We start from the raw sequence: 13,632 nt of genomic DNA, 5'->3' as shown, positions 1-13,632 counted from the left end.
CTATTTCTCCGTTTCGACCAGGCCCTTGACGAACAGGCGCTGCATGAAGATGACGACGAGAACTGGGGGCAGCATGGCCAGCATTACGGCGGCCATGACGAAGTTCCACTGCGGTTCGGAATCGGCCGTGGCGGCCAGGCGCTTGATGCCCATGACGACCGTGTAATAGCGGCTGTCGGTGGTCACCAGCAGGGGCCAGAGATACTGCACCCATCCATAGATGAAGAGGATGACGAAAAGCGCCGCGATATTGGTCCGGCTAAGCGGCAGCAGGATATCGCGGAAGAACTTGATCGGGCCGGCGCCGTCGACGCGGGCGGCTTCCATCAGCTCGTCCGGGACGGTCAGGAAGAACTGGCGGAACAGGAAGGTGGCCGTTGCCGAGGCGATCAGCGGCAGGGTCAGCCCGACATAGGAATTGAGCAGGCCCAGATTGGCCACGACCGCGAAGGTGGGGATGATGCGCACCTCGACCGGCAGCATCAGCGTGATGAAGATGATCCAGAAGGCGACCATGCGGAACGGGAACTTGAAGAACACGATCGCATAGGCCGAGAGCAGCGAGATGGCGATCTTGCCCACGGCGATGATGATGGCGATGATCAGCGAGTTCATCAGCATGATCCACAGCGGCGGCGCACCAGCGGTGGAAATGCCCTCGGTGAGCATCTTGCCGTAGTTCTCGATCAGGTGCGGCCCCGGCAGGAGCGGCACCAGTCCGCGCATGAAGTCGCCGCTGCCATGGGTGGAGGCGATGAAGGCCAGATAGACCGGAAACACCACCACGATGACGCCAACGATGAGCACCAGGTGGGTGAGGACGGTGAGGAGAGGACGATTTTCGACCATGTTATGCTGCGCTCCTCAATACTGTACGCGCCGCTCGACATAGCGGAACTGGATGGCGGTCAGCACGATGACAATGGCCATCAGCACCACGGATTGCGCTGCGGACGAGCCGATATTGAGCCCGAGGAAGCCGTCGGCATAAACCTTGTAGACCAGGATATTGGTGGCCTGGTTGGGCCCGCCCGACGTCGTCGCATCGATGATGCCGAAGGTGTCGAACATGGCGTAGTTGATGTTGACGATCAGCAGGAAGAAGGTGGTGGGCGAGAGCAGCGGAAATACAATGGTCCAGAAGCGCTTGAAGGGTCCGGCACCATCGATGGCGGCCGCCTCAGTCAGCGATTGCGGCACCGATTGCAGCCCCGCGACGAAGAACAGGAAATTGTAGGATATCTGCTTCCAGCTCGCGGCGATGATGACGAAGATCATCGCCTGGTTGCCATCCACGCGGTGGTTCCAGGAAATGCCCGCGGCGCGCATCAGATAGGGCGCGATGCCGATGGTGGGGTTGAACATGAACCACCACAGGATGCCGACGACCACGGGGGCCACGGCATAGGGCCAGACCAGCAGGGTGGTATAGGCGCGATTGGAGCGCAGCACGCGGCTTACGGCCACCGCGAGAATGAGCGACAGGGTCATGGACAGCAGCGTCACCGACACGGCGAACATCGCCGTCTTGGTGAGCGAGTTCACATAGCCGGGGTCGGCGAACAGGCGCGAATAGTTCTCGAACCAGATGAAGGTGGTCTTGAAGCCGAAGGGATCTTCACGCTCGAAGGATGATTTGACCGCCTGGGCTGCAGGCCAGATGAAGAAGATCAGGGTCACGGCAAGCTGCGGCGCCAGCAGTGCATAGGGCAGCAGCTTGTTGGGAAAGGTAGTGCGCTTGGTTTGCATTTGGGCCGAGAACTCCCCCGACGATCACGGCCAGACAAGCCGGGCGGCAATAGCCGCTTGGTTGGTAGGCCGCCCGCGACTTTGCGGTCGCGGGCGGCCCGGGGAGACTTACTGATTGGCGGCTTCGAAGTCGCGCAGGATCTGGTTGCCGCGTTCGACGGCGGCGTCCAGCGCTTCCTGGGCGGTCTTGTTGCCGGCGAGCAGGGCTTCGAACTCCTCATCGACCACGGTGCGGGCCTGGGTCAGGTTACCGAAGCGGATGCCCTTGGAATTGGCCGTCGGGGTGCCGCGGGTGATCTGGTTGATGGCGATGTCCGAGCCGGGATTGGCTTCGTAATAGCCCTGTTCCTGGCCGAGTTCATAGGCCGCATTGGTGATCGGCAGGTAGCCGGTCGCCTGGTGCCAGTCGGCCTGGACTTCGGGGCTCGAGAGGTAGGTGAAGAACTGGGCGACGCCCTTGTAGACTTCCGGATCCTTGCCATTGAGGGCCCAGAGGGTGGCGCCACCAATGATCGAGTTCTTCGGCTCGGTGGTCACGTCGTCATAGTAAGGCAGGGGTGCGAAGCCGACTTCGAACTCCTTGGAATTGTTGACGACGCCAGCGCGCGATGCCGACGAGTTCATGTAGATCGCGCATTCCTGGGCGTAGAATTTGGGTGGAGCATCGGCGCCGCCGACCGGGCCACCATACTGGAACAGGCCTTCGTCAGCCCACTTCTTCAGGTTTTCCCAATGCTTGACCTGAACTTCACCATTGAAGGTGAACTCGCTGCCCAGACCGCCAAAGCCGTTTTCGAGCGTGCCATAGGGCTGGTCGTGGATGGCCGAGAGGTTTTCGAGCTGTACCCAGGAGATCCAGCCGGAGGTGAAGCCGCAGGGGGCAGCACCTGATTCCATGATCTGGCGGCTCATGGTCTCGAGCTCGGCCCAGGTCTTGGGCGGGGTTTCGCGGTCAAGGCCGGCTTTTTCGAACACGTCCTTGTTGTAGTACATGATCGGGGTGGACGAGTTGAACGGCATGGACAGGATGTTGCCGTCGGTGTCGGAATAGTAGCCGGTCACGGGAGCCAGGAAGCCTGACGGGTCCCAGGCTTCGCCATTCTCAGTCATGAGCGAGTAGACCGGGTTCACGGCGCCCTTGGCGGCCATCATGGTGCCGGTGCCCACTTCGAAGACCTGCACGATGGCGGGTTGTTCGTTGGCGCGGAAAGCGGCAATGGCGGCGGTCAGCGTCTCGGGATAGCTGCCCTTGTAGCTGGGAACCACGACGAATTCGCTCTGGCTTTCATTGAAGCCCGTGGCGATGGCTTCAAGGCGCTGGCCGAGCTCGGCATCCATAGCGTGCCACCAGGCGATCTCGGTCTGCGCAAAGGCAGCCGAAGAGGAAAGCATCAGCGACAGGGCGGCAAGCCCGGCTACGCCATTCAGATTCTTCATGGTTATCTCCCGTTGTTACCGGCTCGGCCTTGTGACCGACCAGCTTCTTCCAGAACTTCGAATTTGAGCGCTGAGGACTGTCATCAAGGCTTCACGAAACAGAAGCGAAATCTATCAGACAGAAAACGAAACCTCATACGCGCACGCCACCCTCCTCGTGGCGGGGACGCATGGTGTGCGGCCCCGATCTAGTCAGGCCAGATAACAGCTGCGTGACAACTAGGTAACAGAAATGTGACTGTGGACCAAGAGGCGACTGCAGGCCGTAGAGTCAGGCCTGTTCAACGCGCGTTTGCGACGTCATCGACAGCGTGAAACGCAGGGTCTGCAGGGCATTGCGCCAGTCTTGTCGCGGTGTTGCGCGGCGCAATCAATAGGTCGTACGGCCGCCGGAGAGATCGAAGACGCTGGCGGTGGTGAAGCTGTTTTCCCGGCTGACCAGCCAGGCCACCATGGAGGCGGCCTCGTCCACCTCCAGGAACCGGCCGCGCGGAATGCGCACCAGCATGTAGTCGATGAATTCCTTGGTCAGCGTATCGAGGATGCGCGTCTTGGCAGTGGCGGGCGTGATGGCGTTGACCGCGATGTCATATTTGGCGAGTTCCTTGCCCAGTGACTTGGTGAGCCCGATGACGCCGGCCTTGGCGGCCGAATAGGCCGACAGGTTCGGATTGCCCTCCTTGCCGGCAACCGATGAGATGTTGACGATTCGGCCGTAGTTGCGCGCCTTCATCGCGGGGATGACCACCTTGTTGACGTAGAAGGTGCCGTTGAGATTGATCTCGACGACGCGACGCCACTCGTCGGGGTCGTAGTCTTCCAGCGTGGCATTGGGGCCGGCAATGCCCGCGGAGTTGACCAGTATCGACACCGGCCCGAGTTCTGCCTCCACCTCGGCATGCGCCCGCTGCAGACCCGCGAGATCGGTGATGTCGACCGTCTTGGCCGAAGACGCGGGGCCAAGATTGTCCAGCGCCATGGCCAGGGCCCCGGCATTGGTGTCCCACAGGCTGACCCTGGCACCCGAGGCGATCAGCCGCCGGGCAATGGCAAAGCCGAGCCCCTGCGCGCCGCCGGTGACGACGGCGATCTGGTCGTTGAGGTCGATGACATTCATGGGGCAAACACCTTGGTCAATCATGCGGCGCGAAGCCGACTCCGCGCCCACCAGGCGTAGTACCGGCCCGGCCCATTGTCCATTTGCGGGCTCCCCCTTCCTTTAGCCCGCGTCACACCCCCGGCACCCGGAACCGGGCCGGTCCCGGTTCGTTGTGGCCAGTGCACACAGGCTCGGACCGCTCATGACATCCCAGACGCCTTCTTTCGACGGGGACCGGGCGCCCCGCGCCACCTACCGGCTGCAACTCAACAGCGCCTTCACCTTCGCCGATGCGCAGAGGCTTGCGCCTTATCTTAATGCGCTCGGGGTCAGCCACGTCTATCTCTCGCCGATCCTCAAGGCGCGGCCCGGCAGCACGCATGGCTATGACACGGTCGATCATCAGCAGATCAATCCGGAGTTGGGATCGCTGGACGATTTCCGCGCCTTGGTGGCAGCGCTGCGGCAGCACGGCCTGGGCGTCATTCTCGATTTCGTCCCCAACCACATGGGGGTGGGCGGCGCCGACAATGGGTTGTGGCTCGATGTGCTCAAGCACGGCCCGTCCAGCCGCTATGCCGACTGGTTCGACATCGACTGGCACCCGCCAAGGCCGGGCATGGCGGGCAAGTTGCTCGTGCCCTTTCTGGGCGCCAGCTATGCCGAAAGCCTGACATCCGGTCTCCTGCAGCTCAAAGCCGATGCCGACGGCTTCGCCATCTGGGCGGGGGACGACCAGAAGCTGCCCATCCGTCCCGAGGACGAAAGCGAGCTGCTCGCGCGCCATGGCACGGCCGAGGCGGCGATTGCCGCGCTTTCTGGCCAGCCGGAACAGGCGGGCTCCTGGGCGTCCCTTGATGCGCTGATCGCGAGCCAGAACTGGCGGATCGCCCACCATTCGGTCGCGGGCGACGAGATCAATTACCGGCGATTCTTCATCAACAGCGACCTGGCCGGCATTCGCATCGACCGGCCGGATGTGTTCGCGCATGCCCATGTGCTGATCTTCGACCTGATCGAAGAGGGGCTGGTCGATGGCCTGCGCATCGATCACATCGACGGTCTGCTCGACCCCAAGGGGTATATCGAGAAGCTGCGCGAATGCGCGCCCAGGCCGATCTATCTGATTGTCGAGAAGATCCTGGCGCCGCATGAGCAGTTGCGCGGCGATTGGCCGGTTGAAGGAACAACGGGCTATGAAGTTGGCGCGCAGCTCACCCGGATCCTGATGCCGGCCCATGCCGAGCCGGCGGTGACCGCTGCCTATGAGGCCTTTGTCGGCGCGGTCGACGATCCGCAGGAGGAGGCCTATCGCTGCAAGCTGCGGGTCATGGACAATGAGCTGGCGGCCGAGCTTGCGGCCCTGGCGCGGCGCTTCGCCACGATCGCCTGGGCGGTTGGGACCACCATGGACCTCGCCGAGGCCGGCTTGCGCCGGGCGCTGCGCGAAACCATTGCCCAGCTCGAGGTCTATCGTGTCTATGCCGACGATGCCGGCAGCGGCGCGCGCGACAGGCGCGAGATCGGGGTTGCCATTGGCAAGGCGCGGCGATCGGCGGCGCACCTGTCCCCTGCCCTGTTCGACTTTGTGAGGGATGTGCTCTGCGGCGCGTTGGGCAATGAGTATGATCCGAGGCTGGTCGCCGAGGCCGTCGGCCGCTTCCAGCAATATAGCGGGCCGGTGATGGCCAAGGGCCTCGAGGACACCGCGCTCTATCGCTACAACCGGCTGGTTGCGCTCAACGAGGTGGGGGCGCATCCGGACCGGTTTGCCCTTTCCGTTTCCGCCTTCCATGACAGCAATCGCCGGCGTCTCGCTACCCATCCGGCCTGCATGATCGCCACCTCGACCCATGACACCAAGCGGGGAGAGGACCTGCGCGCCGTGGTTGCAGCGATTGCCGGTGACCCGGCCCGATGGAAGGCCGCGACGCAGGAATGGCGGGGCATTCTGGCGGCCGATGGCGCCGACGCGATTGCGGCCAACGATCTTTACCTGCTGTTCCAGCTGCTGCTGGGCGGCTGGCCCATCGAGGGTGAGGCCCATGACCTTGCCGACCGCGTCAAGGCCGCGATGACAAAATCGCTGCGCGAGGCACGGCAGCGCAGCGACTGGGGCGTCACCAATACCGGCTACGAAAACCGGGTTTTGGCCTTCATCGACGCTGCCCTGGCCAACCAGGCATTCCTGCGCAGTGTCCACGCGGCGCGGCTGCCGCTGGTCGAGATCGGCCGCCGCAAGGCACTGATCCAGCTGGGACTGAAGCTGACCATTCCGGGCGTGCCGGACATCTATCGTGGCGCCGAGGATTGGGAGCAGAGCTTTGTCGACCCCGACAACCGGCGCCCGGTCGATTTCACGCGTCTGGCGCATCGCCTGGCCCAGCCGATGGCGCAGCGTGACGACAAGATGATGCTGACCCAGACGCTGCTGCAGCTCCGCCGCCGGCTGCCGGAGGTGTTTGCCCAGGGGCGCTACGAGCCCGTTGTGCTGGACCCCGCAGTGCTCGCCTTCCGCCGCTGTCATGGCGCCGACGAGGTGCTGGTGATCGCCGATCTCTCTGCCCGCCACGATGCCGGCTTGGCACGCTGGCTCAACATTGTCGGCGCGCCGCCTGAAGAGGTCTATCGCTCCGACATGCTCGTGGTCTTCTCGACCTAGGACAGGCGTTACGCGCGGCGGCCGGGCTCGGCAGAGGTCAGCCGCGACAGCCAGCGCGCCGCCTGGTCCGCCACCCGCCGCCGCTGGATCAGATGCTCGGTCAGCAGCACCTTCACCGTGTCTGCGGCCGGCGCATTGCCGAGCGGACTCAAGACGGGGTGTCCGCCGATCCGCGCATGGATGATGTTGTTTTCAACGTAGTAACTCGCACGGTGAATCTCACCGTCAAGCGTGACTTCGACAGTCTGAACAATGCACTCCCGTTCGGTACTATTCATGGCCACCTCCGGCCATAACCATGGACACGGGCGCTAGGCCCTTCAAGTTAGCACTGCTGACCTTTCTGCCTCGCCAACCAGGTCGGTGCAGCAATCACAAGGGGCTCGACCTCACGGGCGTCTGGCGCGAACAATCACATTGCCTCGATTGCGGCTGATCTTGCCTTCCCGGGAGTAGCCAATCGCCCCGCTCCGGGCGGCAAAGCCGTTGACGATGAGAGTGATTCCGGTCCGTAGCCACTGGAGCATTGCGCTGTCCTCCCAGATTACACGCGGCTGGCGAGATAAGCGCGCCAGCCGCCGTGATGGGTGATGTCCTCGGCACCAGCCAGGGCATGGGCCTCGCACAGGAATCCGGACACCTGCGATCCATCGTCGAGCGTCACCTTGCCGATGCCGAGCGGCGCCGGAATGCGTGCCACGAATTGACCGAAGGCTGCAGCCGGCAGTTCCCAGACTTCCACCGCGAGCCCGCTCCCGGCAAAGCCTGGCTCCTGCAGCATGCCCGGCTTGGGCGGTACAGTGCCCGGCAGGGCGAAGAGCCGGTAGTTGGCGGCCGTCCGGCAGGCCTTGAGCATGCGTCCGCCGGGCCCGGTCAGTTCCTTGTTGAGCGGCATGCCGGTGAGATGGGCACCGACCACGACGATCGGGACCATGTCGCTGGCCGTGGGGAGCACTTTGCTCGTTTCTGGCAGGCCTGCCGCCTTGTCCCTGCCCATGCCACGCGCGCCCCGGCGGTGCAGGGCATCGGCCAGGGGCGCCAGGGCGTTGTCGGTGAAGGCAGGGGCGACCAGGGTCACGCCGGCAGGCAGGTGGTCGGCGCTGTCGAAGCCGGCGGGAACGGCAATGGCCGCGCAATCGAGCAGGTTGACGAAGTTGGTGTAGCGGCCGAAATGCGAATTGAGCCGGATCGGGTCGGCCCGCATGGCCTCCACGGTGTAAGTGGTTGGGGAGGTTGGCAGCAGCAGCACATCGGCCTTGGTCCATTCGGCCTCGGTGATGCGGCGCAGTTCTTCGAGGCGATACTTGCCCTTGAAGGCCTCGACCGCCGTCTTGCCCTTGGCGCCGCCGATGATGGCCCGCACTGTGGGATCGAAATCGGCCTCGTTGCTGGCGAAGAACTCTTCCACCGCTGCAAGCCGCTCGGCCACCCATGGGCCCTCATAAAGCAGCGCCGCCGCCTCGCGAAACGGGGCGTAGTCGAAGGGGACAATGGTGGCGCCGAGGGCGCGGATATTGGCGATGGCGGCATCGTAGAGCCGCTCGACCTCTGCATTGCTGAAGAATTCGCGCTCGGCCCCGTCGAGCACGCCGACGCGGAGATTGTCGACGGGCAGGCCGGCCCACCTGGCCCTGCGCGAGAACGGATCGGCGGCGTCGAAGCCTTCGGCGACCTGGCGGATGGCAACGCCATCGCCGACCGTTGCGGCAAAGATGGTGACGCAGTCGACGCTGCGGCAGGCAGGCACGACGCCGGTATTGGGCAGCAGACCCGGCGTCGGCTTGATGCCGACGAGGTTATTGAACATGGCCGGGACGCGGCCCGAGCCAGCGGTGTCGGTGCCCAGCGAGAAACTCGCGAAACCCGCCGCGACCGCGACGGCCGAGCCCGAGCTGGAACCGCCCGAGACATAGTCGGCATCAAAGACCGAACGTGGCGCGCCGTAGGGCGAGCGGGTGCCGTTGAGGCCGGTGGCGAACTGGTCGAGATTGGTCTTGCCGATGACGATGGCCCCGGCAGCGCGCAGGCGGGCAACCACTGTGGCGTCGGCGGCTGGGTGATAGGCGAAGGCCGGGCACGCCGCCGTGGTCGGCAGGCCGGCCACATCGATATTGTCCTTGACCGCAAAGGGAATGCCCCAGAGCGGCAGGCTGTTGGGCTCGGGGTGCTGGGTCATCAGCGCCTCGGCGGCGGCGCGCAGGTCGGCATCACTGGTGGGCGTGATGAAAACCGCCTTGTCGAGCCAGGCGGCGCGGCGTTCGATGACGGCCTCCATCACATCGCGGGGCGTGACCGTCCGATCGGCATAGAGCGCCTTCAGGGTTGCCAGGTCGAGCATGATCGGCAGCATCAGATTTCCTCCAGCACGACGACGACGTCGCCGGTTTTGACATTGCGGCCCGGGCCGGCCCGCACTTCGCGGACACGGCCGGGGGCATGGGCGGTGACGGTGATTTCCATCTTCATGGATTCGATGATGGCGACGGCGTCGCCCTCGGCGACTGCGGCGCCGTCCTCGACGAGGATCTTCCAGATATTGCCCGGCACGCCGCTGGCGACGCCGAAGCATCCGAGCGGAATGTCGCCTTCCACCGCGCCATTGCCGGCATCGTCGGCGATGAAACTGTCGAGGCCCTCGGCTTTCCAGCGGTTGCGCTCGGCGTCGAAGGCGGCTTGCTGGCGGGTCTTGAAGGCGGCGATGCTGCCGGCATTGGCCGCCAGGTCGGCGGCATAGTCGGCATAGGAGAACTGCGTCTCCTCGATGCGCAGGGGATAGGCGCCGTGCGGGAAGGCGGCGCGGGCCTCGGTGAGCTCGTCGTGACTGACCGGAAAGAAGCGGATCTGGTCGAAGAAATTGAGCAGCCAGGGCTTGCCCGGTGTGAATTCCGGGGTCGAACGCCAAGTGTTCCAGACCTGGATGGTGCGGCCGAAAAGCTGATATCCGCCAGGGCCTTCCATGCCGTAGACGCACATATAGGCGCCCCCGATCCCCACCGCATTTTCCGGCGTCCAGGTGCGGGCCGGGTTGTATTTGGTGGTGACGAGGCGATGGCGCGGATCCATGGGGGTCGCTACCGGCGCGCCGAGATAGACATCGCCCAGGCCCAGCACCAGATAGCTGGCATCGAAGATGGTACGCCTGACTTCGTCGATACTCTCCAAGCCATTGATGCGGCGAATAAATTCGATATTGTCCGGGCACCATGGAGCGTTGGGGCGCACCAGCTCCTGGTACTTGCGCATGGCCAGCTGGATGTCGGGGTCGTTCCACGACAGAGGCAGATGGACGACGCGGCTGGGCACCACGACATCCTCGGCAGCGGGAAGCGAGGCCTCGATTTCGGCCAGCAGGCCGAGCAGGCGGGTGCGCGACAGGGTCGTGCCATCATAGTGGATTTGCAGCGAGCGAATGCCAGGCGTCAGGTCGATTGGCGCCAGCATGCTGGCACTTTTCTTCAGTTCTTCCTGCAGCAGATGAACGCGCAGCCGCAGGGCGATGTCGAGCGACATGTCGCCATATTCGACGAGGAGATTGTCGTCGCCCTGGCGGCGATAGACGACCGGCACCGGACCCGCATCGGATCGCGCCAGGATGGCCGAACCGGTATCAAGCTGCGGGCGGTGAATGGCCGGACCGGCAATGGGATCGTCTGGACGCTCCACGGGGTGGAAGCGGATGGTGTCGCCGGGCTTGAACTGGCCCATCTTCCAGAGTTCGTCGCGCGCGATCACGGCCGGGCAGACGAAGCCGCCGAGGCTCGGGCCATCGGGACCGAGGATGATCGGCATGTCCCCGGTAAAATCGATGGCGCCGACGGCATAGGCATTGTCGTGCAGGTTGGAGGGGTGGAGGCCGGCTTCGCCGCCGTCGGTGCGGGCCCATTTGGGCGCCGGGCCGATGAGGCGTACCCCCGTGCGGGCACTGTTGAAATGGACTTCGTAGTCGGTGGCGAAGAGGGTTTCGATATCGCCATCCTGGAAGAAGTCCGGCGCGCCGTGCGGGCCATAGAGCACGCCGACATTCCAGTGGCGGGTGAGTGGCGCCGGCGCTTCGGCCGGCGGCCCAATTTGGTCCGCGCGTGCGAGGTGCAGGACCTGCCCGGCTTTGAGCGCACCGGTGGCGTGGCCGCCGAACTGGCCGAGGCCGAAGGTGGCGCGGGACCCCAGCACCACTGGCGCGGCAAAGCCGCCCGCCACGGCAAGATAGCTGCGCTGGCCCGGTCCATCGACGGCGCCGATGGCCAGCGTCTGGCCGGCACCGATGGCGATGGGGGCATTGTGGGCGACCGGGACGCCATCGAGCTTCATCGGCATGGTCGCGCCCGACAGGGCGATGGTGACTGGGGCATGGAAGCGCAGGGTTGGTCCGGCGACTGTCAGCTCCAGCGCCGCCGTAGTGTCGGCATTGCCGACCAGCCGGTTGGCGTGGCGGAAGCTGTATTCGTCCATCGGGCCGCTGGGCGGCACGCCGACATGCCAGAGACCCAGCCGCCCCGGCAGTTCCTGAATGCTCGACTGGGCGCCGGGGGCGATGACCTCCACCACGTCGGGCACGAAGACAAAATCCTTTAGCGCGGTGGTGGCCACCTTGCCGCTGGCGAGCAGATCTGAGGCGGCGATGGCGCGGAGATAGCTCAGGTTGGTCTCGATGCCACAAATGGACGTGGCCTTGAGCGCGGCGCGCAGATTGGCGATGGCGGTGGGGCGGTCGATGCCGGCGACGATGATCTTGGCCAGCATGGGATCGTAGTAGGACGTGACCTCGGTGCCGGTCTCGATCCAGCCATCGACGCGGATGTGGTCGGGGAAGCTGACTTCGGTCAGCAGGCCCGCACTGGGCCGGAAATCGGCATGCGGAATTTCGGCATAGAGCCGGACTTCGATAGCCGCACCTTGCGGAGTGAGCGGACCGGCCTTGGCAATCGGGTCCTCGCCGGCGGCCTGGCGGATCATCCATTCGACCAGATCGATGTCGAACACCGCTTCGGTGACGGGATGCTCGACCTGAAGGCGGGTGTTCACTTCGAGGAAGTAAAAGTCCTCGCGGATGGGGTCATAGATGAACTCCACCGTACCGGCCGAAGCGTATTTGACGGCGGAGCCGAGATCGGTCGCGGCCTGGTGCAGCCGCGCGCGCACGGCGTCGGACAGGCCCGGGGCTGGTGTTTCTTCCAATACCTTCTGGTTGCGGCGCTGCAGCGAGCAATCGCGTTCGCCCAGGGCAACCACCCTGCCCTTGCCATCGCCGAAGATCTGCACTTCGACATGGCGCGCCGCGGAGACAAAGCGCTCGATATAGACGCGCGCATCGCCGAAGCTGGCTGTCGCCGTGCGCTGCACGCTGTCGAAGGCGGCGGCGAGCGCGGTCGCGTCGGCGCAGAGCTGCATGCCGATGCCCCCGCCCCCGGCCGTGCTCTTGAGCATGACCGGATAGCCGATGGTTTCGGCGGCGCTGAGGGCTTCGGCGGCGCTGCTCAGCAGGCCGGTGCCCGGCAGCAGCGGCACGCCGCTGGCCTTGGCCAGCTCGCGCGCGGTGTGCTTGAGGCCGAAGGCCTCGATATTGGCCGGCGTCGGGCCGATGAAGGTGATGCCGGCATCGGCGAGGCGCTGGGCGAAGCCGATATTCTCGGACAGAAAGCCATAACCGGGATGCACCGCCTGGGCGCCGGTGGCCTTGCAGGCGGCAATGACGGCATCGACGTCGAGATAGCTGTCGCTGGCCGGAGCGGGGCCGAGGCGGACAGCTTCGTCGGCAAGCTGGACCGCCCGGGTGAAGCGATCGGCATCGGAATAGACGGCCACCGAGGCAATGCCCATGCGGCGCAGCGTCTTGATGATGCGCACGGCGATTTCGCCACGATTGGCGATGAGGACTTTGGTGAACATGGCCTAGCGTTCCCCGCAGGCACGGTCGGCACCCTCCCCCTTGCGGGGAGTGATGGGGATGGGGATGGGGATGGGGATGGGGATGTTTAGGCACGAACCATCGGGGCCAGTCCACAACCCCTCCCAGCCTCCCCCGTCGAGGGGGAGGTGCTGTCCGGTGAATGCGGTGAGATCGAGCAAAATCGCACTCATTCCGCACCACCCGAAATCACCACCAGGATCGGCGTGGGGTTAAAGCCGTTGCAGGGGTTGTTGACCTGGGGGCAGTTGGAGATGACGCAGAGGACGTCCATTTCGGCGACCATTTCGACATGGTCGCCGGGGGCGGACAGGCCGTCGACAATGGTCATCTGGCCGCTCGGCTCGATGGGGACGTTCATGAAGAAGTTGATGTTGGGGACGATGTCGCGCTTGGACATGCCGTGCCTGGTCACCTCCAGCAGGAAGTTATCGCGGCAGGCATGGAGATATCTGGTGTCGTGGCCGAAGCGGACAGTGTTGCTCTCACACGAGCAGGCGCCGGCCGAGGTGTCATGCCGACCACAGGAGTCGGCGGTGACGGTCAGCATCACATTGCCTTCGTTGCTGACGATCTTGGTGCCCAGGCCAACATAGGCATTGCCGTTGACGCGCAAGGTGTCCTGGCCGCTATAGCGCTCGGAGAAGTCGTCGGCCTTGTAGAACAGCGTATCGACGGCCTGCTGGCCTTCGCTGTCGATGATGCGGATAGTCTGGCCCTTGCGGACAAGGCCGGACCAGGGCTTTTCGGCGGGGATGAGATAGTCCATTTTCGCCTCCC

Annotated in this window: 9 protein-coding genes; 1 reads left to right on the top strand and 8 read right to left on the bottom strand. The window is 64.6% G+C overall.

Annotated features, from left to right (window positions below; genetic code table 11):
- From ugpE to ACLI1C_RS05985, 4 genes are all read right to left on the bottom strand, one after another.
- Positions 1-849, bottom strand: a complete 849-nt coding sequence (gene ugpE, locus ACLI1C_RS06000; RefSeq protein ID WP_411395954.1) for a sn-glycerol-3-phosphate ABC transporter permease UgpE — start codon at positions 847-849, stop codon at positions 1-3.
- Positions 850-864: 15 nt separating this feature from the next.
- Positions 865-1,749 carry a sn-glycerol-3-phosphate ABC transporter permease UgpA gene (ugpA, locus tag ACLI1C_RS05995; protein WP_411395953.1) on the bottom strand — a complete coding sequence of 295 codons (885 nt, stop codon included), beginning with the start codon at positions 1,747-1,749 and terminating at the stop codon, positions 865-867.
- Between the two features lie 108 nt (positions 1,750-1,857).
- Complete coding sequence (gene ugpB, locus ACLI1C_RS05990; RefSeq protein WP_411395952.1) at positions 1,858-3,186, bottom strand: sn-glycerol-3-phosphate ABC transporter substrate-binding protein UgpB; 1,329 nt, start codon at positions 3,184-3,186, stop codon at positions 1,858-1,860.
- 370 nt (positions 3,187-3,556) lie between these two features.
- The gene (locus ACLI1C_RS05985; RefSeq protein WP_411395951.1) at positions 3,557-4,303 is read right to left on the bottom strand and encodes an SDR family NAD(P)-dependent oxidoreductase; all 747 of its coding nucleotides are present in this window, start codon (positions 4,301-4,303) and stop codon (positions 3,557-3,559) included.
- Positions 4,304-4,487: 184 nt separating this feature from the next.
- Here ACLI1C_RS05985 and treY point away from each other — a divergent pair, with 184 nt between their 5' ends.
- Entirely contained in the window at positions 4,488-6,947 is a 2,460-nt protein-coding gene (gene treY, locus ACLI1C_RS05980) for a malto-oligosyltrehalose synthase (RefSeq protein WP_411395950.1), read from the top strand.
- Between the two features lie 8 nt (positions 6,948-6,955).
- Here the strand turns inward: treY and ACLI1C_RS05975 are convergent, their stop codons facing one another.
- The 4 genes from ACLI1C_RS05975 to ACLI1C_RS05960 form a co-directional block, all read right to left on the bottom strand.
- On the bottom strand, positions 6,956-7,225 hold the full coding sequence (locus ACLI1C_RS05975) for a hypothetical protein (protein ID WP_411395949.1): 270 nt from the start codon (positions 7,223-7,225) through the stop codon (positions 6,956-6,958).
- Between the two features lie 266 nt (positions 7,226-7,491).
- Entirely contained in the window at positions 7,492-9,297 is a 1,806-nt protein-coding gene (atzF, locus tag ACLI1C_RS05970) for an allophanate hydrolase (RefSeq protein ID WP_411395948.1), read from the bottom strand.
- Positions 9,297-12,833 carry an urea carboxylase gene (gene uca / locus ACLI1C_RS05965; RefSeq protein WP_411395947.1) on the bottom strand — a complete coding sequence of 1,179 codons (3,537 nt, stop codon included), beginning with the start codon at positions 12,831-12,833 and terminating at the stop codon, positions 9,297-9,299. Before uca ends, atzF begins: the two co-directional genes overlap by 1 nt.
- A 188-nt stretch (positions 12,834-13,021) precedes the next feature.
- The gene (locus ACLI1C_RS05960; protein WP_411395946.1) at positions 13,022-13,621 is read right to left on the bottom strand and encodes an urea amidolyase associated protein UAAP2; all 600 of its coding nucleotides are present in this window, start codon (positions 13,619-13,621) and stop codon (positions 13,022-13,024) included.
- Positions 13,622-13,632 lie beyond the last annotated feature (11 nt).

Origin of the sequence: Devosia sp. XGJD_8 (genome assembly GCF_046614475.1) — a bacterium.
GTDB lineage: Bacteria > Pseudomonadota > Alphaproteobacteria > Rhizobiales > Devosiaceae > Devosia.
Note: the sequence above shows the minus strand (reverse complement) of the source record. Positions and strands in the feature narration are given on the sequence as shown.

Excerpts from the sequence above, each read along its gene's own strand:
- ugpE (WP_411395954.1), bottom strand. The coding sequence starts at position 849 with ATGGTCGAAAATCGTCCTCTCCTCACCGTCCTCACCCACCTGGTGCTC.
- ugpA (WP_411395953.1), bottom strand. The coding sequence starts at position 1,749 with ATGCAAACCAAGCGCACTACCTTTCCCAACAAGCTGCTGCCCTATGCA.
- ugpB (WP_411395952.1), bottom strand. The coding sequence starts at position 3,186 with ATGAAGAATCTGAATGGCGTAGCCGGGCTTGCCGCCCTGTCGCTGATG.
- ACLI1C_RS05985 (WP_411395951.1), bottom strand. The coding sequence starts at position 4,303 with ATGAATGTCATCGACCTCAACGACCAGATCGCCGTCGTCACCGGCGGC.
- treY (WP_411395950.1), top strand. The coding sequence starts at position 4,488 with ATGACATCCCAGACGCCTTCTTTCGACGGGGACCGGGCGCCCCGCGCC.
- ACLI1C_RS05975 (WP_411395949.1), bottom strand. The coding sequence starts at position 7,225 with ATGAATAGTACCGAACGGGAGTGCATTGTTCAGACTGTCGAAGTCACG.
- atzF (WP_411395948.1), bottom strand. The coding sequence starts at position 9,297 with ATGCTGCCGATCATGCTCGACCTGGCAACCCTGAAGGCGCTCTATGCC.
- uca (WP_411395947.1), bottom strand. The coding sequence starts at position 12,833 with ATGTTCACCAAAGTCCTCATCGCCAATCGTGGCGAAATCGCCGTGCGC.
- ACLI1C_RS05960 (WP_411395946.1), bottom strand. The coding sequence starts at position 13,621 with ATGGACTATCTCATCCCCGCCGAAAAGCCCTGGTCCGGCCTTGTCCGC.